Below are 23,130 nucleotides of genomic sequence, written 5' to 3' on the forward strand. Positions count from 1 at the left end.
CCGGCCGCCGTCCGGTGCCGGACAGCGGCGCGACCGGGTCGCCTCGGTATGCCCGGCGCCGAAACTTCCGGAGCCGGCACGCCGGTCGGGCCGACCGCCCGAGCCGCATCTTCACGCGCTCGGCCGCCGGCTGCGCCGGGCAGATTCGGGTATCGACGGCGTTAAGTTTTCGGAATGATTCCGGTAGGCTCTCCGGCCAGGGATCTGCTTCGATCGACCCACGGTGGCGGGGAGTCACTCCCCATCCCGCGCGGCCTCCGGGCGGCCGCGCACGAGCCGACACCGTGACGGGCGGTGGTCGGGGCGACCTCCCATTCGCCCAAGCTAGGAAAGGCTTTCACATGGACAAGGTGCTCGCCCGCGACAGCGGAAGCGCGGCAGCCCGGTCGCGTCCGCGTGCCGCGGTGGTGTCGATCGTGGCCGGAGCCGCGGCCGTGGCCGCGACGATCGCGGTGGCGACAAGCGCCAGCGCCGGCACGACGCTCGGCGCGTCGGCGGCGGAACAGGGCCGCTACTTCGGCACCGCGGTGGCCGCGTTCAAGCTGTCCGACAGCACGTACGTCGGCATCCTGAACCGCGAGTTCAACATGGTCACGCCGGAGAACGAGATGAAGTGGGACGCCACCGAGCCGTCCCAGAACCAGTTCAACTACAGCAGCGCCGACCGGATCGTGGCGCACGCCCAGGCCAACGGCATGCGGGTACGCGGGCACGCGCTGGCCTGGCACCAGCAGCAGCCGGGCTGGGCGCAGAGCCTGTCCGGCACCGCGCTGCGCAACGCCATGGTCAACCACATCACCCAGGTCGCCACGCACTACAAGGGCAAGATCTACGCCTGGGACGTGGTCAACGAGGCGTTCGACGACAGTAACGGCGGCCGGCGCGACTCCAACCTGCAACGCACCGGCAACGACTGGATCGAGGTCGCCTTCCGCACCGCCCGCGCCGCCGATCCGGGCGCCAAGCTCTGCTACAACGACTACAACACCGACAACTGGACCTGGGCCAAGACGCAGGGCGTCTACAACATGGTCAAGGACTTCAAGGCCCGCGGCGTGCCGATCGACTGCGTCGGCTTCCAGTCGCACTTCAACAGCGGCTCGCCCTACCCGGGCAACTACCGCACCACGCTGCAGAACTTCGCCGACCTCGGCGTCGACGTGCAGATCACCGAGCTGGACATCGAGGGCTCCGGCAGCACCCAGGCCACCACGTACGGCAACGTGGTCAAGGACTGCCTGGCCGTGGCGCGCTGCAACGGCATCACGGTCTGGGGCATCCGCGACAGCGACTCGTGGCGGGCCAGCGGCACGCCGCTGCTGTTCGACGGCAACGGCAACAAGAAGGCGGCGTACACGTCGGTGCTCAACGCGCTGAACGCCGGTGGCACGACGCCGCCGACCAGCACCCCGCCGACCACGACGCCGCCGACGAGCACGCCGCCCACCACGACGCCGCCCACGTCGGAGCCGCCGTCGACGCCCCCGCCGGCCGGCGCCTGCACCGCGACGCTGACCACCAACCAGTGGCAGGGCGGCTTCGTCACCACCGTGCGGGTCACCGCCGGGGGCAGCCCGCTCAACGGATGGTCGGTGTCGGTGACGCTGCCCTCCGGCTCGTCGGTCACCAACGCGTGGAGCGCGCAGGCCAGCGGCTCCAGCGGCGCGGTGACGTTCCGCAACGTCGACTACAACCGCCAGGTCGGCGCCGGCGGCAGCACCGAGTTCGGGTTCCAGGGGACGGGCACCGCCCCCGCGGGCACCGCGAGCTGCACCGCCGGCTGATCCCTCTCCCCCTGTTCCACGGAAGGAGTGGCTGTCCGGGCCCGGACAGCCACTCCTTCCGTGAATCGAGCGGGGGGCGGGGCTGGCGATCGACGCGCCGTTCAGTCCTCCAGCTCGGGGCCGAGCAGGCGCAGCTCCTCGATGTCGGTGGCCGCCTGGAGTTCCCGCAGCACCGCCTCGTCGATCTGGTTGGTGTTGCGCAGCCGGGTCACCTCCCGACGCTTGCGGTCCAGCATCTCCAACTGGAGTCGCCGGGCCAGCTCCCGCTCCCGGTCCGTCGCCTCGTCGCGCGGGTTGCGGACGTCGTCCAGGTGGTCCTGGTAACCGGCGCGGAGCCGCTCCACGGTGCCCGGCGCGACGCCCAGCTCCGCGGCGGTTCCCGGTAGCGCCTCCAGCACCGCCTCGGTGGCCCGGATCCGGGCCACCCGTATCTCGTCCGCGCGCTCCCGGTCGCCGGTCAGGCCGGCCCAGCCCACGACCGCGGGCAGCGTGGTGCCCTGCACCACCATGATCAGCACGATCACCACCACGGTGACGAAGATGATCAGGTCACGTTCGTGCACCGGCGTGCCGGCGTGCGTGGTCACCGGCACGGCCAGCGCCGCGGCGAGCGAGACCGCGCCCCGGAACCCGGCCCAGCCCGCCGCGGTACGCATCCGGGCGTCGAAGTGGCGCGACCGCCGCGACTCCCGCCGGTCCACGCGTTGCAACGCCGAGACCGACAGGTGCACCCAGGCCAGTCGGGTGACCACGACGACCAGCGCCACCAGCACCGCGATGCCGAACGACGCCACCGGCGGGTGGCTGGTGATGCTGCGCAGCGAACGCGGCACCTGCATGCCGAGCAGCACGAACAGGCTGCCGTTGATCATGAAGGTGGAGAGGTCCCAGAACGCGTACGCGGTGACCCGGGAGCGGGCCCGGATCACCCGGGGGCCCGCCCACGACAGCAGCAGGCCGGAGACGACCACCGCGAGCACGCCGCTGGCGTGCACCGCGTCGGCGAGCAGGAACGCGACGAACGGGGTCATGATGCTCAGCCCGCCCTCGCGCATCGCGTCGTCGACGTGTTTGCGGATCAGCACGACCAGCCCGCCGACGAGCAGCCCGGCGGCCACCCCACCCAGCGACTTGCCGACGAACTGCCCGGTCAGCGAGAGCGCCCCGGGCACCTTCCCGCCCGCGATCACGCCCACCGCCACCGCGAACAGCACCAGCGCCGTACCGTCGTTGACCAGGCTCTCCGCGCGCAGCGTGGTGAGGATGCCCCGCGGCATCCGCTTGGCCAGGCCGGCGACGGCGGCGGCGTCGGTGGGCGCCAGGACCGCGCCGAGCACCCAGGCGGCGGCCGGTTCCACCCCGAGGGCCCGGGTGACGTACGCGACCGCGACCATCGTGATGATCACCAGCGCGACGGCCAGCAGCACGATCACCGCGAGGTTGGCCCGGATCTCCCGGAGGCTGATCACCAGGCTCTCCCGGTAGAGGATCGCCGGCAGGAACAGCACCAGCACCACCTCGGGTTCGAGGACCACGTTCTCGAACGGGGGCAGCAGGCCGAGCAGCGCGCCCATGGCGATCAGCAGCACCGGCGGCGCGACGCTGTACCGGCCGCCGATCGTGGTGCCGACGAGCACGGTGGCGCCGAGCACGCCGATCAGCACCAGTGCGTCCACGCCGTACCCCCGTCACCGTCCGCCGGAACCACCGTGCCGCACCTCGTGGGCCCGGTGCGGCGGAACGGACCGATCGCTACTCGAAGCGGGACGGGTCGCCGGCGCCCCGGCGCAGGATCTCCGGCTCCGGGCCGGACAGGTCGACCACGGTGGTCGGTTCGAGCCCGCAGTCCCCGGCGTCGACCACGGCCTCGACCAGGTGGTCGAGGCGTTCCTTGATCTCCCAGCCCTGGGTCATCGGCTCCGTCTCACCGGGTAGCAGCAGGGTGCTGGAGAGCAGCGGCTCGCCCAGCTCGGCGAGCAGCGCCTGGGTGACGGTGTGCTTCGGCACCCGCGCGCCGACCACCCGCCGGCGCGGGTCCTGCAACCGGCGCGGCACCTCCGAGGTCGCCGGCAGCAGGAACGTGTAACTGCCCGGGATCACGGACTTGACCTGCCGGAAGACCGCGTTGCTGAGTTTGACGAACTGACCGAGCTGGGCGAAGTCGCGGCACACCAGCGTGAACGGGTGCCGCTCGTCGAGCCGCCGGATCTCCCGGATCCGCTCCACACCGGCCCGGTTGCCGAGCCGGCAGCCGAGCGCGTAGCAGGAGTCGGTCGGGTAGACGATCACGCCGTCGGACCGGAGCAGGTCCACCACCTGCCGGATCACCCGGGGCTGGGGGTTGTCCGGATGCAGGTCGTAGTACCGCGCCACGCCGGCCAGCCTATGCCCCGTCCCGATCATCCGCAGGTTTGCCGGGGGCCGGTTCCGGAAACAGGTGGGGGCCGTTCACCACAGGGGGGATCGACCATGTCCGAATCCAGCACCGCCCGCGCCGCCGCCCGTCCGGCGGAAGTGACCGACCCACTGCTGTGGGATCTGTCCGCCGCGGTGGCCGACGCGCACCAGCCGGACGAGGATCGGGCGTGCGCCAGCCCGAGCTGCGCCGGCGCGGCCTGGCCGTGCGCCGCCTGGGACACCGCACAGATGGGGCTGAGCGCCGCCCGCCCCGGGTCGTCCGCGACCGACGCGCCACCCACCACCACCCCGCAGCGCCTGGCCCCCGCCGCCTGACCCACCCGCCCCACCCAAATTCCCGGAAAGAGTGACTATCCGGGCCCGGATAGTCACTCTTTCCGGGAAAAAGGGGGCGCTCGTGGAGGTGTTGGTGGGGGCGAGAGAGCGCTCTCTTGGGTAACAAAACATTGACGGACGCGTAACCGGAACCTAATCTCGCTTCTCAAGAGAGCGCTCTCTCAGCCGTCGGACCACCATCCGGACACCACCTTCTCCTCTGAAGGGGACCTCCATGACACTCCCCCTGCGGGACGTCTCCCCCGGCGCCGCACCGCCGCCGACCCCGCTCCCGTCCACTCCCCGGCGCCGCCGGGCCATCGCCCTCGCCGCCGCGTCCCTGCTGGCGGCCGGCCTGCTCGGCGTCGTGGTCGGCGGTGGCGGCACCGCCACCGCCGGCACCGTCGGCGCGGGCAGCTTCACCGAGACGCTGCCGCCCGGGGCCGTGCTGCCCAGGGGCTGCGGCACGGTCAGCACCAATCCCCGCATCTTCGCCACCGCCGACGCGCCGGCCGGTGCGATTCCCACCAACGACTGGTGGTCCTCGCTGATCTGGAAGCGCAACAACTGCGGGACCAGTGAGAACCTCCAGGCCCACCCGCTGGCGTTCAAGGCCGAGAACAACGGGCTCGGGCTGTCCTACACCACCACACCGGCGATCAGCGGCACCGCGACCGGGGTCGGCGAGTACCACTACCCGTACACCGAGGACGTCCGCGTCGGGGTGGCCGGGCTGGCCGCGCCGGTGGTCAAGGCCGCCGGCTGGACCGACTGGACCGTCACCGCCGACTGGAGCGACGGCAACCGCAGCATGCGGGCCACCATCGGACACGGCCTGCCGTTCAGCTACTACACCGTCACCGGCGGCGGCGCCGCGCAGCTCACCGCCACCGCGACGCCGACCGTGTGGCGCAACTCCGGCGCCACCATCGGCTTCACCGTCAACGGCCACGACTACGTCGCGTACGGGCCGACCGGGTCGAGCTGGACCGTCAACGGCGCCGGCATCAGCTCCACGCTGGCCGGCAAGGGCTACTTCTCGGTGGCGGTGCTGCCCGGCGGCGCGGACAAGGCGGCCCTGGCCGACACGTACGGCCGGTACGCCCACGCGCACGTCACCGGCACCCGGATGAGCTACGCCTACGACCCGGCGACCGGCTCGGTGCGCACCACGTACGCGTTCACCACCACGCCCCGCGAGGGCACCGAGACGAAGACGGTGGTGGCGCTCTACCCGCACCAGTGGCGCAGCCTCACCGGCGCCACGCCGATCACCCCGACGTACGTCTCGCCCCGCGGCGCCATGCGGGTGCTCGCCGGCGTGCCGTCGTTCACCACCGCCATGCGCTTCACCGGTGCGCTGCCCGAGGTGCCGGCCGTCGGCGACGCCGCCGGCGCGGACCTGAGCACGGTCACCAACTACCTCAACGCCGAGCTGGCCAACCCGGAGGGGATCAGCGGCAAGGACACCTACTGGGCCGGCAAGGGCCTCGGCCGGGCCGCCCGGATCGCCGAGATCGCCGACCAGCTCGGGATCACCACGGTCCGTGACGCGGCCGTGGCGGCCATGAAGACCCGGCTCACCAACTGGCTCACCGCCGGCTCCGGCGAGACCGGCCAGCTCTTCTACTACGACCGTAACTGGGGCACGCTGATCGGCTACCCCGCCTCCTACGGCTCCGACGAGGACCTCAACGACCACCACTTCCACTACGGCTACTTCGTCGCCGCGGCGGCCACGGTGGCCAAGTTCGACCCCGGCTGGGCCGACGACACCCGCTACGGCGGCATGGTCGACCTGCTCATCCGCGACGCCAACAACTACGACCGGGCCGACGGGCGCTTCCCGTACCTGCGGGACTTCGACATCTACGCCGGCCACGACTGGGCCTCCGGCCTGGCGCCGTTCTTCGCCGGCAACAACCAGGAGTCCTCCTCGGAGGGGATGAACTTCGCCAACGCCCTGATCCAGTGGGGACAGGCCACCGGCGACACCGCCGTCCGGGACGCCGGCGTCTACCTGTGGACCACGCAGTCGGCGGCCATCTCGGAATACTGGTTCGACGTGCACGACGAGAACTTCCCGGCCGGCTTCGGGCACAAGACCGTCGGCATGGTGTGGGGCGACGGCGGCGCGTACTCCACCTGGTTCTCCTCCGCGCCGGAGATGATCCAGGGCATCAACATGCTGCCGATCACCGGCGGCCACCTCTACCTGGGCGACCACCCCGAGTACGTCAAGGCCAACTACGCCGAGCTGCTCACCAACAAGAACGGCCCGCCGACGGTGTGGCAGGACATCATCTGGGAGTTCCTGGCGCTCGGCGACGGCGACGAGGCGTTGCGCAACTTCCGGGCCAACAGCACGTTCGCCAGCGAGGAGGGCGAGAGCAAGGCGCACACGTTCCACTGGATCCGCAACCTGGCCGCGCTCGGCAACGTGGACACCACGGTCACCGCGAACCACCCGCTGGCCAAGGTGTTCCGCAAGGGCACCGCACGCACCTACGTGGCGTCGAACATCACCGCGGCGCCGCTGACCGTCACGTTCTCCGACGGCACCCGGCTCACCGTGCCGGCCGGGAAGACCGCCACCTCCGGGGCGTACACCTGGAGCGGCGGCAACGCCACCGGCGGCGTGACCGTGCCGACCGGTCCCCCGCCGACCGGCACGCCGACGCCCACCCCGACCACCCCGACGCCCACCCCGACCACCGCCAGCCCGACGCCGACCAGCCCGAGCCCCAGCCCGAGCCCCTCGACGCCGACGCTGGAGCCGACCCGCTACCTGGCTGCCGGCGGCGGGCTGGACGGCACCGCCGGCCCGGCCGGCACGGTCACCGTCGTCGCCGCGAACGGCAACCACGACGGGACGCCGACCAGCCCGCAGGTCTTCACCGCCACCGGGCTGACCGGCACGTACACCGGCGGGGCCACCGCCTTCGACCTGGGCGTCGACGCCGGCATCGCGGTCGGCAACGGCGTCCAGGCCCGGGTCTCGTACGACCTGACCGGTGACGGCAGCTTCGACCGGGTGGAGACCTACCGGTACTTCGCCACCGACCCGATCGTCGGGTTCGAGCGCTACCGCCAGACCCAGGGCCTGGCCTCGGCCACCGGCACGCTGGGCAACCTGGCCGGTGGCACGGTGAAGGTCGAGGTGTGGAACGCCATCGGCAACAACCCCACCACGGTCGGCACCGGCGACCGCTCGACGATCACCCTGCCCTACTCCCGGTGACCGAGGACCGGCGCCCCGACCCGTCGACGGGTCGGGGCGCCGGCCGTCACGGCCAGCGGCTGGCGGTGGCCTCGAACAGCTCCGGGTCGCTGGCCACCGGGATGACACAGACGAGGTGACCGCCGGGGGCGCGCAGCACGTGGCAGTCCTGCCAGCGGGAGACCGGGGTGGCGCCCAGCCCGCGCAGCCGCTCGACCTCGGCGGGCACGTCGTCGGTTTCGATGTCGAGGTGGTGCCGGGGCGTGTCGTCCACCGCCTGCACGGCGGTGACCAGGCCCGGCACCACGTCGGCCAGGCCGGTGAACTCGGGCTCCGACGGGTCGGTGCGCACCTCGGCGCCGAGCGCGGCGGACCAGAACGCGCTCACCTCCCCGGCCGACTCCTTCGGCGCGTCGATGATCAGGGCGTACAGGCGGGACCGGTGCATCGCCCGAGCCTAGACACGATCGCCGTGCCCGGCAGCCCCGCCGGATCCGACGGTGGCCTCGGCCAGCAGCTCCAGCAGGTGCCGGTACGGCTGCCCGGTGGCCCGCGTCAGGCCGATCTCGCAGGTGCGGTTCACCGAGGCGTACCCGTCGAACGGCCGGGCCGTGACGGCGGCGGCCTCCACGCGGGTCGCCGACGCGGTCAGCTCCGGGTGCAGCAGACCCCGGTCGCCGGCGAAGCCGCAGCACTGCCAGCCCTCCGGGACCACCACCTCGTCGGCGACCGCCCGGGCCACCGCGAGCACCGCGTCGTCCAGGCCCAGCCGCACCGACGAGCAGGTCGGGTGCAGCGCCAGCGAGCCCAGCCGGCGGCGCACGGTCAGCCGCGGCAGCAGCGTGGTGGCCGTGAACTCCACCGCGTCGACCACGCGGAGCCCGCCGGCGTCGGCGAGCAGCCGGTCGAAGCCCTCGGTGCAGGAGGCGGCGTCGCTGACCACCGGCAGCGCGCCGTCCCGGCTGGCCGCCCGCAGCACCGCCGGCACCCGGTCCCGCACCGCCCGCCACCCGTCGGTGAGGCCCTTGGACGACCAGGGGGTGCCGCAGCACAGGTCGCCGACGCCATCCGGCACGAGCAGGCGTACGCCGGCCCGGTCGGCGAGGGTGCGCAGCGCGTCGGCCACGCCGGTCCCGCCCTCGGCGGGGGCGAACAGCGTGCCGAGGCAGGACGGGACGAAGACCGCGTCCGGCTCGTCGGCCGGGTGCGGCCGACGGGGCGTGCCGCCGCGCGGCAGGTCCCGCCGCCACTGCGGCACCCGCTCGGCGCCCAGCACGGCGCGGGCCGCCCGGGTGGCCGCCTCGGGCAGCGCCGGCGGTAGCGCGCCGGCCAGGTCCAGCCCACGGGCCATGCCCCGGGTGGTGGCGCCCCAGCGGCGGGCCGCGCCGCGCCAGCCGGCCCGCGTCGCCCGGCCCTGCTCCTCGGCGCGCAGTCGCTTGACCAGGTCACCGGTGTTGATCAGCACCGGGCAGGCGGTGGCGCACATGCCGTCCACGGCGCACGTCTGTACCGCGTCGTAGTCGTACGCGTCGGTCAGCTCCCGGGCCAGCGCGGCGTCGCCGGCGGCCTCGGCGGCGACGATCTCCCGGCGCAGCACGATGCGCTGCCGGGGCGTGGTGGTCAGGTCGCGGCTGGGGCAGACCGGCTCGCAGTAGCCGCACTCGACGCAGCGGTCCACCTCCTCCTCGACGGTCGGCACGGTCTTCAGGTGCCGCAGGTGCACCGTCGGGTCGTCGCTGAGCAGCACGCCCGGGTTGAGCACCCCGTGCGGGTCGCAGAGCGTCTTCAGCTCCCGCATCACGTCGTACAGCTCGTCGCCGAACTGTCGGCGCACGTACGGGGCCATCACCCGGCCGGTGCCGTGCTCGGCCTTGAGCGTGCCGCCGTGGCCGAGCACCAGGTCGACCAGTTCCTCGGTGAAGTCGGCGTAGCGGGCCGGGGCCGCGCCGTCGGCGAACCGCTCGTTGAGCATGAAGTGCAGGTTGCCGTCCTTGGCGTGCCCGAAGATCACGCTGTCGGCGTAGCGGTGGTGGCCGAACAGGTCGGCCAGCGCCGCGCAGGTGTCGGCGAGCGCCGCCACCGGCACCGCGATGTCCTCCAGCAACGCGGTGGTGCCGGACGGGCGGGCGCCGGCCACCGCCGCGTACAGCCCCTTGCGGATGTGCCACAGCGCGGCCCGGGCGGCGGGCTCGCCGCTGAGCCGGGCCGGGGTGGTCAGCGGCAGGTCGGCCAGCACCGGGCCGGCGGCGGCGACCCGGTCGGCCAGCGCGTCCGGCGCGGACTCCTGCCACTCCACCAGCAACGCGGCGTGCCCGCGCACGGTCAGGGCGCGCAGCGCATCGTCCGCCTTCGGGTCGCGCTGGGCCACCCGCAGCGCGGCGGCGTCGAGCAGTTCGACCGCCGCCGGCCCGGCGGCGACCAGCGCCGGCATGGCGGCCATCGCCGCGTTGAGGGTGTCGAAGACCAGCAGGCCGGTCGCGGCGTGCCGGTGCACGGGTACGGTGCGGAACGTCGCGGACGCGACGAACGCGAGCGTGCCCTCGCTGCCCACCACCAGCCGGGTGAGCAGGTCGGCCGCGTCGTCGTGGTCGAGGAACGCGTTGACGCCGTACCCCATGGTGTTCTTCATGGCGAACTGGGCGCGGACCCGGCGCACCGAGTCGGGGTTGCCGCGGACCCGGTCGCGCAGCCGCAGCAGGCCGGCGTGCAGCGCCGGCTCGGCGGCGCGCAACCGGGCGTCGGCGTCCGGGGCGCCGGTGTCCAGCACGGTGCCGCTGGGCAGCACCAGCACCAGCGACTCCAGCGTGCGGTAGGTGTTGGCCTCGGTGCCGCAGGTCATGCCGCTGGAGTTGTTGGCGACCACGCCGCCGACCGTGCAGGCGGACTCGCTGGCCGGGTCCGGGCCGAGCCGGCGGCCGTGCGGCGCGAGCCGCGCGTTGACCTGCCGCAGCACCACGCCCGGCTGCACCCGCACCCGCCGCCCGTCGTCGAGCACCGTCAGGTCGCGGAAGTGCCGGCGGACGTCGACGAGCAGCCGGTCGGTGACCGCTTGGCCGCTGAGGCTGGTGCCGCCGGAGCGGAACGTCAGCGGGGTGCCGGAGCGGCGGCTCTGCGTCAGCAGCGCGGCGACCTGGCCGGCGTCGGCCGGGGTGGCCACCGCGCCGGGGTGCAGCAGGTAGTGCGACGCGTCGTGGGCCAGCCGCAGCCGGTCCGCGGCCCGGGTGCTCACCCCGCCGGGCACCGCCGCCTCCAGCCCGGCCCGGACCGACGCGCTCAACTCTCCCATGATCACCAACCTCCCGACCCCACCCTAATCCCGTCCCCGGTCCGCCCCGGTCGGTCGGGCGGGTCGCCGCCGGCGGTGAGGCAGGACAGGACGCGGCGCTGGAACGCGCGGGCGGCCGGGCCGGCCGGGGGCGGGGCGCCGCGGCGGGCGGCGATCGACGCCCGGATCAACGCGGCGTCCGGGTCGGTGGCGGCCACCCGCAGGCCGGCGTCGACCTTGCCCAGCCAGACCCCGTCGCGGTGGCGCACCAGCGCGCGGCAGGCCCCGAGCACCGCGTCCTCGGCGCCCGGCGCCGGCCCGTCGCCGGGCGGCGTGGGCCGCGCCAGCCACCAGCGCAGCGCGTCCACCAGCAGCGCCCGTAGCGCCGCCGGGGACGGGTCGGCGAAGACGTCGGCGGCGGGTGCGCCGAGCAGGGCCAGGCCGGACTGGCGCAGGATGCTGCGGTCCAGCGCGTACCAGAACCGCCCGTCGGCGGCGGGCCGGTCGGCCGGGTCGAACGTGGCCCGGAACGCCATCGCGGCGCCGGTGTTCAGCTCCACCTCGAAGCCCGGCTCGGGCGTGCCGGAGGCGGCCACGTCCCGCCGGTAGACGACCAGCTCCAGGCCGCGCGCCGGGCAGGGCAGCGCCTCGTGCCGCAGCCGGTCCACCAGCGCCCGCTTCGCGGCGGCCGGGACCGGGCCGGCGACCAGCAACGCCACGTCCACGTCGCTCCGCCCCGGATGGTAGGCGCCCAACCCGACCGAACCGGCCGCGTACCCGCCGGTCAGGTCGTCGCCGAGCACGCCGCGGGCACGCTCGACCAGGTCGGCGAGGTAGTCGCGGACGTCGTCACGCATGCCGGCATCCTGCCCGGCGCGGTTGCCGGCGCCGACGGCCGGGTCAGTCCTCCGGCTCCGGGCAGCAGACCGTCAGCCCGCCCGGCACCACCTTGACCTTGAGCCGTTTCGCCGTCCCCCGCGCGCCGCCGTCCAGCTCGTACGTCTTCGGCGCGGCGAACCGTACGGTGATCTTCCGACCCCGGGTGATCCGCACGAACGGCGACTCGTCGGAGCGCCCGGCGGCCATCCGCCCCAGCGTGCGGGCCCAGTCCACGGCGCCGCTGGCGGTGGCGACGCCCACCTCGAGCGCGCCGTCGTCGGGCCGGGCGTCGTCGAAGGCCGGGATGCCGCCGGTGATGGTGCCGACGTTGCCGAACAGCACGCAGCTCGCCTCGCCGTCGAACCAGTCGGCGCCGTCCACCCGGACGCGGGTGCGCACGCACTCGCCGCGCACGTGCCGCAGCCCGGTCCAGACGTAGGCGACCCGGCCGAGCCGGCTCTTGAGCCGGCGGTCCGCGTCGCGGATCAGGTCGCCGTCGAACCCGGCGCCGGCCATCACCGCGAAGTGCTCCCCGTTGATCCGGCCGAGGTCCAGGCGGCGGCGCGGGCCGTGCAACGCGACCCGGACCGCCTCGGGCAGGTCGGCCGGGATGCCGAGGTTGACGGCGAAGAGGTTGGCGGTGCCGGCGGGCAGGATGCCCATCGGCACGTCGGTGCCGGCCAGCGCGTCGGCACACCGTTGCACCATGCCGTCGCCGCCCCAGACCAGCACCAGCTCCGCGCCCTCGTCGAGGGCCGCGCGGACCCGCTTCGGCGCCTTGCGGCTCTTCGGCACCTCGTACCAGAGCAGCCGGCCGACGCCGGCGCCGACGAGGCGGGCGCGCAGCTCGTCCAGGCCGCCGCCGAAGGTCTTCTTCCGGTGGGCCACGACCGCGATCACGCCCGTGCGGGTCGGGCGGTCGGTGGTGCTCGTTCTCATGGCGCCCTCGTACCCGGAGCGCGCCCGGCCCACGCCTGCCACCGTGACCGGCCCGGCCGCTCGTTCACGCTGAATCTATGTGCACAGGTTGCGTAGAGCGGCAATCCTCGCATCTCGGACCGACCATCGTCCACGGACGACAATGTTCACCCTGATCAGGGGCTATTGAAGATCATGGCTTCCTGAATTCGCGTCGACGGCCGACTGTCCGGCAGATGTCGGTTGCCCCGGTCACCCATTGCTCCCGGCTCGCGCGCCGTGTGATTGTGCACCCAACGAGCCGCCGACCCCCGACGGCCCGGACGGTCGATCTGTCGACCCGGAGCCACGCCGGCAGCTCCGGTGACCGACCGTCACCCCGCCTCGCACCATCGCGCCGCCCGTCCCCACCGGGCTCCGTGCGGCGCGCCTAGGAACAGGAGCACACCCTCTTGAAGCTCTCACCCCGCCTCGCCGCGCTCACCGGCGCGGCCGCGGCCGGCGTGCTGGCCGCCGGCACCGCCGCGGCCGTGCAGGCCGCGCCCCCCGGGCCCGCCGCCCCGAACCCCGCCCAGGCCCGCGCGACAGCCGCCGACTCGGCCCGCGCGCTGGTCGCGAACCGTCCCGCCTACCTGCAGGCCGGCTCCGACGACGCGTTCGTGCAGAAGCCCGTCATCTCCTCCGAGGGCACCCAGTACGTGCCCTACGAGCGGACCTACCGGGGCCTGCCGGTGGTCGGCGGCGACTTCGTGCTCGCCACCGACGCCGCCGGCAACCTGAAGTACGCCTCGGTCGCCCAGCAGCGGCCGATCGGTGCGCTCGCCACCACCCCGAAGCTGACCTCGGCCGCCGCCGCGAAGACGGCGCGCGCCCAGCTCAAGACCGTCAGCGCGGTCGAGGGCACCACGCTCGTGGTCTACACGCTCGGCGCCAGCCCGACGCTGGCCTGGGAGACCACCGTGCGCGGCACCGGCGCGGACGGCGCCAGCCGGCTCACCGTGGACGTCGACGCCCGCACCGGCGCGGTGCTGCGCAAGCAGGAGCACATCGTCGCCGGCACCGGCACCGGCGCCTGGAACGGGCCCAGCCCGCTGACGCTGAACACCACCCAGTCGGGCAGCACGTACACCATGAAGGACCCGACCGTCACCAACCTCAGCTGCCAGGACGCCGCGAACAACACCACGTTCAGCGGCACCGACGACGCCTGGGGCAACGGCACCGGCACCAACAAGGAGACCGGCTGCGTCGACGCGCTGTTCTCCGCCCAGACCGAACACAAGATGCTCAACCAGTGGCTGGGCCGCAACGGCGCCGACGGCAACGGCGGCTACTGGCCGATCCGGGTGGGCCTGAACGACCAGAACGCCTACTACGACGGCACCCAGGTCCAGATCGGCAAGAACACCGCCGGTCAGTGGATCGGCTCGCTCGACGTGGTGGCCCACGAGATCGGCCACGGCATCGACGACCACACCCCCGGTGGCATCTCCGGCGGCGGCACCCAGGAGTTCGTGGCGGACACGTTCGGCGCGGCCACCGAGTGGTTCGCCAACGAGCCGTCCAGCTACGACGCGCCGGACTTCCTGGTCGGCGAGAAGATCAACCTGGTCGGCTCCGGCCCGATCCGGAACATGTACAACCCGGGGGCGCTCGGCGACCCGAACTGCTACTCCAGCAGCGTCCCCGGTGGCGAGGTGCACGCCTCCGCCGGGCCGGGCAACCACTGGTTCTACCTGCTGGCCAACGGCAACAGCCCGACCAACGGGCAGCCGTCCAGCTCGACCTGCAACGGCGGCAGCGTGACCGGCCTGGGCATCCAGAAGGCCATCAAGATCATGTACAACGCGATGCTGCTGAAGACCTCGTCCTCGTCGTACCTGAAGTACCGCACCTGGACGCTCCAGGCGGCGAAGAACCTCTACCCGAGCGGCTGCACCGAGTTCAACACCGTCAAGGCGGCCTGGGACGCGGTCAGCGTGCCGGCGCAGTCGGGTGACCCGACCTGCTCCGGCGGCGGCACCCCGACGCCCACGCCGACCACCTCCACCCCGCCGTCGGGCGGCTGCTCCGGCAACAAGCTGGCCAACCCCGGCTTCGAGTCGGGCAACGTGAACTGGACCGCCTCGTCCGGCGTCATCACCACCGACAGCGGCCAGGCCGCGCACGGCGGCTCGTACAAGGCGTGGCTCGACGGCTACGGCTCCTCGCACACCGACACGCTCAGCCAGTCAGTCAGCATCCCGGCCGGCTGCCGGGCCACGCTGAGCTTCTGGCTGCACGTCGACAGCGCGGAGTCCACCACGAGCACCGCGTACGACAAGCTGACCGTCAAGGCCGGCAGCACCACGCTGGCGACCTACTCCAACCTGAACAAGGCCACCGGCTACGTGCAGCGGTCCTTCGACATCTCGTCGCTGGCCGGCACCACCGCCACCATCTCGTTCAGCGGCGTGGAGGACGCCTCCCTCCAGACGTCCTTCGTCGTCGACGACACCGCGGTCAACCTGAGCTGACCGCAGCGCGAGCGGCCGGTCGTCATCCTCGGAGACGGCCGGCCGCTCCGTCGTCTCCGGTGACCGGCCGCCGCCGGTCAGGCCGGACGGACGGGCGGATGGGCGGCGCGGGGCGCTGAGCGCCGATCAGACCGGACGGACGAGCGGCACGGGTCAGGCCGGACGGACGGGCGGGCGGGGCGCTGACCGCCGATCAGACCGGGCGTGCGGCGCGGGACGCGGCGGCGCGGTCGCGGCGGATCCGCGCGGCCACCTCGTGCATCGTCGCGCTGAACAGCTCCGCCTGGTCGGGCAGCCCGCCGAGCCGGGCGGCGAGCGCGTCGGCGTCCGCCCGGGCCGAGGCGCTGACCTGAGCGTCCAACTCGGCGAGCGCGGCGTTGACGGCGGCGACGACGTGCCCGCAGAGCGCCTCCAGCGGTTCCCCGGCCAGCTCCGGGTCGACCGCGACGGAATCCAGCCGGCCACCCTGGACGGCGACCGCGCGGACCCGCCCGCCGGCCGCGACGCCCTCGGCCCGCAGCAGGTCGCCCGGCTCGCCGTCGGCGTGCACGGTGGCCCGGGACCGCATCGCGGCCAACGCCTGCTGCGTGCGGGTCAGCAGCTCGTCGAGGCTCGCGGCGGCCGAGAACGCATCGTTGGTCATATCCGCGCTTTCTTCACGTCTTAGCCAAGCACCCGTGACCATAGCAACCGGCGGCGACGGAACCCGGTCACCGGCCACCCCGGCCGGTCACCGGCGCCCCGAGCAGCACGGACGCCGACGGCCCGGCGTGTCGCGGGACGGCGGACGCCGGGCGGGCCGCGGCGTTACCGTGGGCGGGACCGGACAAGATCGCGCGAGGAGCGGGTGGATGACCGACCACGGACCCGAGCTGGCCTTCGGCAGCTTCCTCACGCCGGCCGCCGGGCAACCCGAGCAGGTGGTGGCGCTCGCCACGCTCTGCGAGCGGGCCGGGCTGGACCTGGTCACGTTCCAGGACCATCCCTACCTGCCGGCCTTCCTGGACACCTGGACGCTGATGTCGTACGTGGCCGCCGCCACCGACCGGATCCGCCTGGCCGGCAACGTGCTCAACCTGCCGCTGCGCCAACCGGTGGTGCTGGCGCGCAGCGTCGCCAGCCTGGACCTGCTCACCGGCGGCCGGGTCGAACTGGGGCTCGGCGCGGGCGCGTTCTGGGACGGGATCGAGGCGGCCGGCGGGCGGCGGCTCTCCCCCGGCGCGGCGGTCGACGCGCTCGACGAGGCGATCCGGGTCATCCGCGCGGTGTGGGACGCCGACCGGCGCGACATGATCCGCCTGCCCGGCGAGCACTACCGGGTGGTCGGGGCGAAACGCGGGCCGGCCCCGGCGCATCCGGTGGGCATCTGGGTGGGCGCGTACAAGCCGCGGATGCTGCGGCTGGTCGGGCGCGCCGCGGACGGCTGGCTGCCGTCGCTGTCGTACCTGCCGAACGGGCCGGACGACCTGCCGGCGCTCAACGCGCTTGTCGACGACGGCGCGCGGGCCGCCGGCCGGGACCCGGGCGCGATCCGCCGGATGCTCAACGTCAACGGCACGTTCGCCCGCTCGTCCACCGGCTTCCTCGCCGGGCCGCCGGAGCAGTGGGTGGAGGAGCTGGCCGGGCTCACGCTGGCGCACGGCATCACCACGTTCATCCTCGCCGGTGACGAGCCACGCGCCATCCAACTCTTCGCGCAGGAGGTGGCGCCGGCGGTGCGGGAGCTGGTCGCTGCCGAGCGCACCACGCCCGGCAGCGGCGCCCGGGCCGTCGCCGGGGAGCAGGCCGCGACCGGCGGTCCGACCGCGCTCGCGGTCACCCCCACCCCCGACCCCGGGGTACGCCTGAGCGCGCGCCGCCCCTGGGACGAGTCGACCCGGCCGACCGCCCCGCCGGCGCCGGCCGGTCAGGTCTACCCGGCCGGCGGGCAGGCGGCCGGACAGCACCTGGTGGACGTGCACGACCACCTGCGCCGGGAGCTGGCCCAGGTGCGCGACCTGCTCGACCAGGTCAGGCGCGGCGCGGTCTCGCCCGGTGGGGCGCGGGCCGCGCTGAACGAGATGACCATGCGGCAGAACAACTGGACGCTGGGCGCCTACTGCGCGGCCTACTGCACCGTGGTGACCCAGCACCACGGGCTGGAGGACGCCTCCATCTTCCCGCACCTGCGCCGGGCCGACGGCGGGCTGGCGCCGGTGCTGGACCGCCTGACGGAGGAACACATGGTGATCCACGACGTGGTGGAGAGCGTGGACCGGGCGCTGGTGGAACTGATCCGCTCCCCCGGCGACTTCACCGAACTCCAGGACGCGGTGGACCTGCTCACCGACACGCTGCTGTCGCACCTGTCGTACGAGGAGCACCAGATCGTCGAGCCGCTGGCCCGCTACGGCTTCTTCCCCGGCCAGCTGTGAAAGGAGGGGCCCCTTCTTAACGCCTGGCGTTAAGAAGGGGCCCCTCCTTTCACCTCTGGAGGCCGCGGGCGAGGCGGTCGGCGAGGATCCGGGTGAAGCGCGCCGGGTCGGCGAGGTCGCCGCCCTCGGCGAGCAGCGCCATGCCGTACAGCAGCTCGGCGGTCTCGGTCAGCGCGGCACTGTCGCCGCCCTCGCCGTGCGCCTTGCGCAGCCCGGTGACCAGCGGGTGGGTCGGGTTCAGCTCCAGGATGCGCTTGACCTGGGGCACCTCCTGGCCCATCGCCCGGTACATCTTCTCCAGCGTCGGCGTCATGTCGTACGCGTCGCCCACCACGCAGGCCGGTGACGTGGTCAGCCGGGTGGACAGGCGCACCTCCTTGACGCTGTCGGCGAGCGCGCCGCCGAGGAAGGTGAGCAGCTCGGCGTACTCCTGCCGTTCCGCCTCGGCCTTCTCCTTCTCCTCCTCGGTCTCCAGGTCGACCTGCCCCTTGGCCACCGACCGCAGCGTCTTCCCGTCGTACGCGCCGACCCGCTCGACCCACACCTCGTCCACCGGATCGGTGAGGATCAGCACCTCGTAGCCCTTGGCCCGGAACGCCTCCAGGTGCGGGGAGTTCTCGATGGTGGCCCGGTTGTCGCCGGTGGCGTAGTAGATCTCGGTCTGGCCGTCCTTCATCCGCTCCACGTAGTCGCGCAGCGTGGTCAGCTCGGCCGGGTCGTGGGTGGAGGCGGCGCGAACCAGGTCGAGCAACGCGTCGGTGTTGTCCGCGTCCTCCAGCAGGCCCTCCTTGACCACCGGCCCGAACTCGGTCCAGAACGTGCGGTACGACTCGGCCGACAGGCCCTTGAGCGTGGCGAGCACCTTCTTGACCAACCGCCGGCGCACGGCGCTGATCTGCCGGTCCTGCTGGAGGATCTCGCGGGAGATGTTCAGCGACAGGTCGTGCGCGTCCACCACGCCCTTGACGAAGCGCAGGTAGTTCGGGATCAGCGCCTCGCAGTCGTCCATGATGAACACGCGCTTGACGTAGAGCTGCACGCCGCGCCGGCCCTGCGGGGAGAACAGGTCGACCGGGGCGTGCGAGGGCAGAAAGAGCAGCGCCTCGTACTCGAAGGTGCCCTCACCGCGCATGTGGATGGTTTCCAGCGGGTCCGCCCAGTCGTGCGCGACGTGCCGGTAGAACTCCTTGTACTCCGCCTCGTCGACCTCGTCCCGGGACCGCGCCCAGAGCGCCTTCATCGAGTTGAGCGTCTGCTCCTCGCGGGTGGTTTCGCCGTCCTCGCCGGGCTTGTCGACGGTCATCCGGATCGGCCAGGCGATGAAGTCGGAGTAGCGCTTGACGATCTCCCGGATGGTCCGCTCGGCGGCGTAGTCGTGCAGGTTGTCCTCGGCGTCGACGGGCTTGAGGTGCAGCGTGACGGAGGTGCCCTGCGGCGCTTCCTCGACCGCCTCCACCGAGTAGGTGCCCTCGCCGGTGGACTCCCAACGGGTGCCACCGGTCTGCCCGGCCCGGCGGGTCAGCAGCGTCACCCGGTCGGCGACCATGAAGGTGGCGTAGAAGCCGACGCCGAACTGGCCGATCAGCTCCTGCGAGGCGGCGGCGTCCTTGGACTCGCGCAGCTTGCGCAGCATCTCGGCGGTGCCGGACTTGGCGATGGTGCCGATCAGCGCCACCACCTCGTCGCGGGACATGCCGATGCCGTTGTCCCGCACGGTCAGCGTGCGGGCCTCGGCGTCGGTCTCGATCTCGATGTGCAGGTCGGACGTGTCGGCCGACAGCTCCTTGTCGACAAGCGACTCCAGCCGCAGCTTGTCCAGCGCGTCGGACGCGTTCGAGATGAGTTCACGCAGGAAGACGTCCTTGTTCGAGTAGATCGAGTGCACCATCAGCTGCAACAGCTGACGCGCCTCGGCCTGGAACTCCAACGTCTCGACCCGGTCGCTCACACCGACTCCCTTCACCGTGGCGGTCCTACCGCGGAAAAGGATACGAGGCGTGACCGCGACGGTACCCACCGGCCGGGCCGGCCCGGGAAATCGAACTGGTCCAACCAGTTGACGGGTTGATGTGTCCGGGGCCACACTGCTGGCCATGGCCTTCACCCCCGCGCCGCGCGCCTCCGTCTCCGACCACGTCTTCGGCCAGCTCCGCGACGCGATCGTGGCCGGCCGGCACCGCCCGGACGAGACGCTGCCCGGCGAGCGGGAGCTGGCCGCCGCGTTCGCGGTGAACCGGCACGCGGTCCGGGAGGCGCTACGCCGGCTGCAACAGCTCGGCCTGGTCCGGGTCAGCCAGGGCGGCGCGACCCGGGTGCTCGACTGGCGGGTGCACGCCGGGCTCGACCTGGCGCTGTCGCTGGCCCGCTCCGGCGACGTACTCCCGGTGGAGACGCTGGTCCGCGACATGCTGGAGATGCGGGCGTGCGTCGGCGTCGACGCGGCCCGGCTCTGCGCCGAACGCGGCGACGAGGCGGTGGTCGCCGCGCTGGTCCGGGCCGCCGAGGAGTACGGCGCGCTCGCGCCGGACCTGGACCGGATGGCCGAGGCGAACATCCGCATCTGGCGACTCGTCGTGCGGGGCAGCGGCAACACCGCCTACCAGCTCGCCTTCAACAGCCTGGTGGCCGGCACGTTCGCGGTCGGCGACGTCCCCCCGGACGCCCGCGCCGCCGAACTGCTCGACGTGGCCGGTCACCGCCGGCTCGCCGCCGCCGTGGCGTCCGGTCAGGGCGCGGCGGCGGCCCGGCACGCCCGGGCACTGCTGACCGCCCCGGTCACCACCCCCACCACCACCGGAAGGGAAGCGCGCGCATGATCCCCGCCGTGCTGTACGCCGTCCCGGCGTTCCTGCTGCTGATCGTGATCGAGGCGGTCTCCTACCGATTCCTGCCCGACGACGACGAGCGCGGCTACGAGCTGCGCGACACCACCACCAGCCTGTCGATGGGATTAGGCAGCCAGCTCATCGGCTTCCCGTGGAAGCTGCTCACCGTCGGCCTCTACGCGGCCCTGTGGACGGTCGCGCCGATGCACCTCTCCCCCGGCGACTGGTGGACCTGGGCGATCCTCTTCTTCGCCGACGACCTGGCCTACTACTGGTTCCACCGGTCCCACCACGAGGTGCGGGTGCTCTGGGCCAGCCACGTGGTCCACCACTCCAGCGTCCACTACAACCTCTCCACCGCGCTGCGGCAGAGCTGGACGCCGATGACCTCGCTGCCGTTCTGGCTGCCGCTGGCGCTGCTCGGCATCCCGCCCTGGATGATCTTCCTGCAGCAGTCGATCAGCCTGCTCTACCAGTTCTTCCTGCACACCGAGCGGGTCGGCAAGCTGCCCCGGCCGATCGAGTGGGTCTTCAACACCCCGTCGCACCACCGGGTGCACCACGGCTCCAACACCGAGTACCTGGACCGCAACTACGGCGGCATCCTGATCGTCTGGGACCGGCTGTTCGGCAGCTTCGAGCCGGAGCGGGCCGCGGTGCGCTACGGGCTGACGACGAACATCGGCACCTACAACCCGCTGCGGGTGGCGACGCACGAGTTCGCGGCGATCTGGTCCGACGTCCGCCGGGCGACGTGCTGGCGGCACCGGCTCGGCTACCTGCTGGGCCGTCCCGGCTGGCAGCCGGCCCGGTGAGGCGTTCCTGGCTGCCCCTGTTCGGGCTCGTCGCCGCCGTCGAGCTGGTCGGGGTGGCGCTCGACTCGACGGTGCTCCAGTGGCTGGCCAAGCCGCTGCTGGCGCCGGTGCTGCTGGCGTACCTCCTTCAGCGCCGACGCCGGTGGGACGCGGTGGCGACCGGGCTGGTCGCCGCCACCGCCGGGGACGTGGCGCTGCTCGTGCCCGGACCGGCCGCGTTCCTGGTCGGCATGGGGTGCTTCCTGGTCGCGCAGCTCGCGTTCCTCACCGGTTTCCTGCGTCGCGGTCGGCCGCCGGTGCTGGCCTGGGCCGGCTACCTGGCCGCCTGGGCGGCCGGGAACGCGCTGCTGTGGGGCGCCTTGGGACCGCTGCGGCTGCCGGTGCTCGGCTACAGCCTGGCGCTCTGCCTGATGGCCGCCGCCGCGACCGGGGTGTCCGCGCGGGTCGCGGTCGGCGGCGCGTTCTTCCTCGTCTCCGACCTGCTCATCGGCGTGGGCGCGGCCGGCACCGAGCTGCCCGGCGCGGGCCTGCTGGTGATGGGCACCTACTGCGCCGCGCTGCTGCTGATCACCACCGGCTGGGTGGCCGCCCGCGTCGAGGCCGCCCGTGAGCCGGAGGTGGCGCCCGTCTGACCGGGGTGGGTGGCGGTGCGCGGGAGTCGCCCACCGCCACCCGCGCCTCAGCGGACCCGGACCGGCACGGAGAGCAGTTCGTTGTCCGCCGGGAGCGCGTCGCGGTGCCGGCCAGGTTGTCGCTGTAGGGCCGGGCCAAGAGAAGCTCTGGTTCCGGTTAAGGATCAGCGGTTCGCGCCCCCGCCGAGCGCGCGGGTCACCACGGTCAGGTCGTCGCCGCCGAGGCCGAGCTCCGCCGCGTGCCGCCACTCGGCGGCCAGCGCCTCGGCGGCCGGGAAGCTGCCCGGCGGCGCTTCGCCCAGCGCCAGCTCGACGTCCTTGAGCGCCAGCGCGAGCGAGTACTGGGCGCCGTGCTCGTCGCGGACGACCCGCGCCAGCTTCTCCGCCGCCCAGGGCGAGACCAGCGGGCTGCCGTCCAGCGCCTGCCGGACCGTGTCGCGGTCCAGGCCGAGCGTGTCGCCGAGCGCCACCGCGGCGGCGACCCCCTCGTTGACGAACGCCAGCAGCAGGTTGTTGACGAGTTTGAGTCGCGAGCCGGCGCCGGTCGGGCCCAGCCAGAGCGTCCGCTGCCCGATCGCGTCGAACACCGGGGCGACCCGCTCGCGGGCCTGTTCCGGGCCGGAGGCGAGCACGGTGAGGCGGCCCTGCTCGGCGGGACCGCGGCTGCCGGCCACCGGCGCGTCCACCAGGCTGACGTCGGGCCGTTCGGCGGCGACCAGGTCGGCGAGGCGTTCGGTCGCGGCCACGCCGATGGTGCTCATCTGCGCCCACACCGCACCCGCCGGCAGGGCGGCGAGCATGCCCTGGTCGACCGCGATCGCGTGCACCGCGTCCGCGTCGGTCACCATGGTCACCGCCACGTCGGCCCGGCGGACCGCCCCGGCCGGGTCGGCGGCCACCTCGGCGCCCCGCCCGGCGAGGGCGTGGGCCGGCTCGGGGTGCCGGTTCCACACCACCGTGTCCAGCCCGGCGCCGATCAGGTTCGCCGCCATCGGCGTACCCATGCCGCCGAGCCCGAGCACCGCCACGCGTGTCATCCGCCGCTCCCCTCGTCGCCGTCCGGGCCAGCCTAGGTGCCGGCCCGGGCGGGGGCACTCCGAACGCCGACCGCGGCCGGACGGCCGGCACG

At 73.5% G+C, this 23,130-nt stretch carries 17 protein-coding genes; 8 read left to right on the top strand and 9 right to left on the bottom strand.

Translation table 11 applies throughout. The annotated features are described in order from the left end of the window. Window positions 1-341: 341 nt before the first annotated feature. Window positions 342-1,784 (top strand): endo-1,4-beta-xylanase, encoded by a 1,443-nt coding sequence (locus tag TPA0908_RS23995; RefSeq protein ID WP_281941507.1) that lies wholly within the window; start codon window positions 342-344, stop codon window positions 1,782-1,784. 101 nt (window positions 1,785-1,885) lie between these two features. Here the strand turns inward: TPA0908_RS23995 and TPA0908_RS24000 are convergent, their stop codons facing one another. Continuing rightward, window positions 1,886-3,460, bottom strand: coding sequence for a Na+/H+ antiporter (locus tag TPA0908_RS24000; protein WP_281941509.1), 1,575 nt, complete (start codon window positions 3,458-3,460; stop codon window positions 1,886-1,888). Between the two features lie 76 nt (window positions 3,461-3,536). Then, window positions 3,537-4,157 carry an L-threonylcarbamoyladenylate synthase gene (locus TPA0908_RS24005; protein ID WP_281941511.1) on the bottom strand — a complete coding sequence of 207 codons (621 nt, stop codon included), beginning with the start codon at window positions 4,155-4,157 and terminating at the stop codon, window positions 3,537-3,539. Window positions 4,158-4,253: 96 nt separating this feature from the next. Between TPA0908_RS24005 and TPA0908_RS24010 the strand changes: the two genes are divergently transcribed. Together TPA0908_RS24010 and TPA0908_RS24015 are read left to right on the top strand one after the other, a co-directional pair. Continuing rightward, the gene (locus TPA0908_RS24010; protein WP_281941513.1) at window positions 4,254-4,517 is read left to right on the top strand and encodes a hypothetical protein; all 264 of its coding nucleotides are present in this window, start codon (window positions 4,254-4,256) and stop codon (window positions 4,515-4,517) included. Window positions 4,518-4,752: 235 nt separating this feature from the next. Then, window positions 4,753-7,758, top strand: coding sequence for a glycosyl hydrolase (locus tag TPA0908_RS24015; protein ID WP_281941515.1), 3,006 nt, complete (start codon window positions 4,753-4,755; stop codon window positions 7,756-7,758). A gap of 46 nt (window positions 7,759-7,804) precedes the next feature. Here the strand turns inward: TPA0908_RS24015 and TPA0908_RS24020 are convergent, their stop codons facing one another. The 4 genes from TPA0908_RS24020 to TPA0908_RS24035 are packed head-to-tail and all read right to left on the bottom strand — an operon-like array spanning window position 7,805 to window position 12,820. Beyond that, window positions 7,805-8,185 carry a VOC family protein gene (locus TPA0908_RS24020; RefSeq protein ID WP_281941517.1) on the bottom strand — a complete coding sequence of 127 codons (381 nt, stop codon included), beginning with the start codon at window positions 8,183-8,185 and terminating at the stop codon, window positions 7,805-7,807. Window positions 8,186-8,194: 9 nt separating this feature from the next. Beyond that, window positions 8,195-11,023: an FAD-binding and (Fe-S)-binding domain-containing protein gene (locus TPA0908_RS24025; RefSeq protein ID WP_281941520.1), complete on the bottom strand. Its 2,829-nt coding sequence runs from the start codon at window positions 11,021-11,023 to the stop codon at window positions 8,195-8,197. Between the two features lie 2 nt (window positions 11,024-11,025). Next, the gene (locus TPA0908_RS24030; RefSeq protein WP_281941522.1) at window positions 11,026-11,859 is read right to left on the bottom strand and encodes a nucleotidyltransferase domain-containing protein; all 834 of its coding nucleotides are present in this window, start codon (window positions 11,857-11,859) and stop codon (window positions 11,026-11,028) included. A 43-nt stretch (window positions 11,860-11,902) separates the two neighbouring features. Further along, entirely contained in the window at window positions 11,903-12,820 is a 918-nt protein-coding gene (locus TPA0908_RS24035) for a diacylglycerol/lipid kinase family protein (RefSeq protein WP_281941524.1), read from the bottom strand. 431 nt (window positions 12,821-13,251) lie between these two features. Here TPA0908_RS24035 and TPA0908_RS24040 point away from each other — a divergent pair, with 431 nt between their 5' ends. Further along, complete coding sequence (locus tag TPA0908_RS24040; protein ID WP_281941526.1) at window positions 13,252-15,315, top strand: M4 family metallopeptidase; 2,064 nt, start codon at window positions 13,252-13,254, stop codon at window positions 15,313-15,315. 193 nt (window positions 15,316-15,508) lie between these two features. Here TPA0908_RS24040 and TPA0908_RS24045 read toward each other — a convergent pair whose 3' ends face one another. Beyond that, the gene (locus TPA0908_RS24045; RefSeq protein WP_281941528.1) at window positions 15,509-15,958 is read right to left on the bottom strand and encodes a YbaB/EbfC family nucleoid-associated protein; all 450 of its coding nucleotides are present in this window, start codon (window positions 15,956-15,958) and stop codon (window positions 15,509-15,511) included. Window positions 15,959-16,166: 208 nt separating this feature from the next. Between TPA0908_RS24045 and TPA0908_RS24050 the strand changes: the two genes are divergently transcribed. Further along, entirely contained in the window at window positions 16,167-17,729 is a 1,563-nt protein-coding gene (locus TPA0908_RS24050; protein ID WP_281941531.1) for an LLM class flavin-dependent oxidoreductase, read from the top strand. 49 nt (window positions 17,730-17,778) lie between these two features. On the opposite strand, the gene htpG is transcribed toward TPA0908_RS24050, so the two are convergent. Then, window positions 17,779-19,677, bottom strand: coding sequence for a molecular chaperone HtpG (gene htpG / locus TPA0908_RS24055; RefSeq protein WP_281941533.1), 1,899 nt, complete (start codon window positions 19,675-19,677; stop codon window positions 17,779-17,781). 145 nt (window positions 19,678-19,822) lie between these two features. Between htpG and TPA0908_RS24060 the strand changes: the two genes are divergently transcribed. The 3 genes from TPA0908_RS24060 to TPA0908_RS24070 are packed head-to-tail and all read left to right on the top strand — an operon-like array spanning window position 19,823 to window position 22,001. Beyond that, window positions 19,823-20,545, top strand: coding sequence for a FadR/GntR family transcriptional regulator (locus TPA0908_RS24060; RefSeq protein WP_281941535.1), 723 nt, complete (start codon window positions 19,823-19,825; stop codon window positions 20,543-20,545). Then, window positions 20,542-21,369, top strand: a complete 828-nt coding sequence (locus tag TPA0908_RS24065; protein WP_281941537.1) for a sterol desaturase family protein — start codon at window positions 20,542-20,544, stop codon at window positions 21,367-21,369. Before TPA0908_RS24060 ends, TPA0908_RS24065 begins: the two co-directional genes overlap by 4 nt. After that, on the top strand, window positions 21,366-22,001 hold the full coding sequence (locus TPA0908_RS24070; RefSeq protein WP_281941538.1) for a lysoplasmalogenase: 636 nt from the start codon (window positions 21,366-21,368) through the stop codon (window positions 21,999-22,001). Before TPA0908_RS24065 ends, TPA0908_RS24070 begins: the two co-directional genes overlap by 4 nt. Before the next feature lie 164 nt (window positions 22,002-22,165). On the opposite strand, the gene TPA0908_RS24075 is transcribed toward TPA0908_RS24070, so the two are convergent. Next, on the bottom strand, window positions 22,166-23,038 hold the full coding sequence (locus tag TPA0908_RS24075) for an NAD(P)-dependent oxidoreductase (protein WP_281941539.1): 873 nt from the start codon (window positions 23,036-23,038) through the stop codon (window positions 22,166-22,168). Window positions 23,039-23,130 lie beyond the last annotated feature (92 nt).

The organism is Micromonospora sp. AKA38 (genome assembly GCF_027925725.1).
GTDB lineage: Bacteria > Actinomycetota > Actinomycetes > Mycobacteriales > Micromonosporaceae > Micromonospora.

Coding starts and splice junctions, on each gene's coding strand:
- TPA0908_RS24045 (WP_281941528.1), bottom strand. CDS start 15,958: ATGACCAACGATGCGTTCTCGGCCGCCGCGAGCCTCGACGAGCTGCTG.
- TPA0908_RS24060 (WP_281941535.1), top strand. CDS start 19,823: ATGGCCTTCACCCCCGCGCCGCGCGCCTCCGTCTCCGACCACGTCTTC.
- TPA0908_RS24025 (WP_281941520.1), bottom strand. CDS start 11,023: ATGGGAGAGTTGAGCGCGTCGGTCCGGGCCGGGCTGGAGGCGGCGGTG.
- TPA0908_RS24010 (WP_281941513.1), top strand. CDS start 4,254: ATGTCCGAATCCAGCACCGCCCGCGCCGCCGCCCGTCCGGCGGAAGTG.
- TPA0908_RS24065 (WP_281941537.1), top strand. CDS start 20,542: ATGATCCCCGCCGTGCTGTACGCCGTCCCGGCGTTCCTGCTGCTGATC.
- TPA0908_RS24015 (WP_281941515.1), top strand. CDS start 4,753: ATGACACTCCCCCTGCGGGACGTCTCCCCCGGCGCCGCACCGCCGCCG.
- TPA0908_RS24030 (WP_281941522.1), bottom strand. CDS start 11,859: ATGCGTGACGACGTCCGCGACTACCTCGCCGACCTGGTCGAGCGTGCC.
- TPA0908_RS24050 (WP_281941531.1), top strand. CDS start 16,167: ATGACCGACCACGGACCCGAGCTGGCCTTCGGCAGCTTCCTCACGCCG.
- TPA0908_RS24020 (WP_281941517.1), bottom strand. CDS start 8,185: ATGCACCGGTCCCGCCTGTACGCCCTGATCATCGACGCGCCGAAGGAG.
- TPA0908_RS24035 (WP_281941524.1), bottom strand. CDS start 12,820: ATGAGAACGAGCACCACCGACCGCCCGACCCGCACGGGCGTGATCGCG.
- TPA0908_RS24075 (WP_281941539.1), bottom strand. CDS start 23,038: ATGACACGCGTGGCGGTGCTCGGGCTCGGCGGCATGGGTACGCCGATG.
- TPA0908_RS23995 (WP_281941507.1), top strand. CDS start 342: ATGGACAAGGTGCTCGCCCGCGACAGCGGAAGCGCGGCAGCCCGGTCG.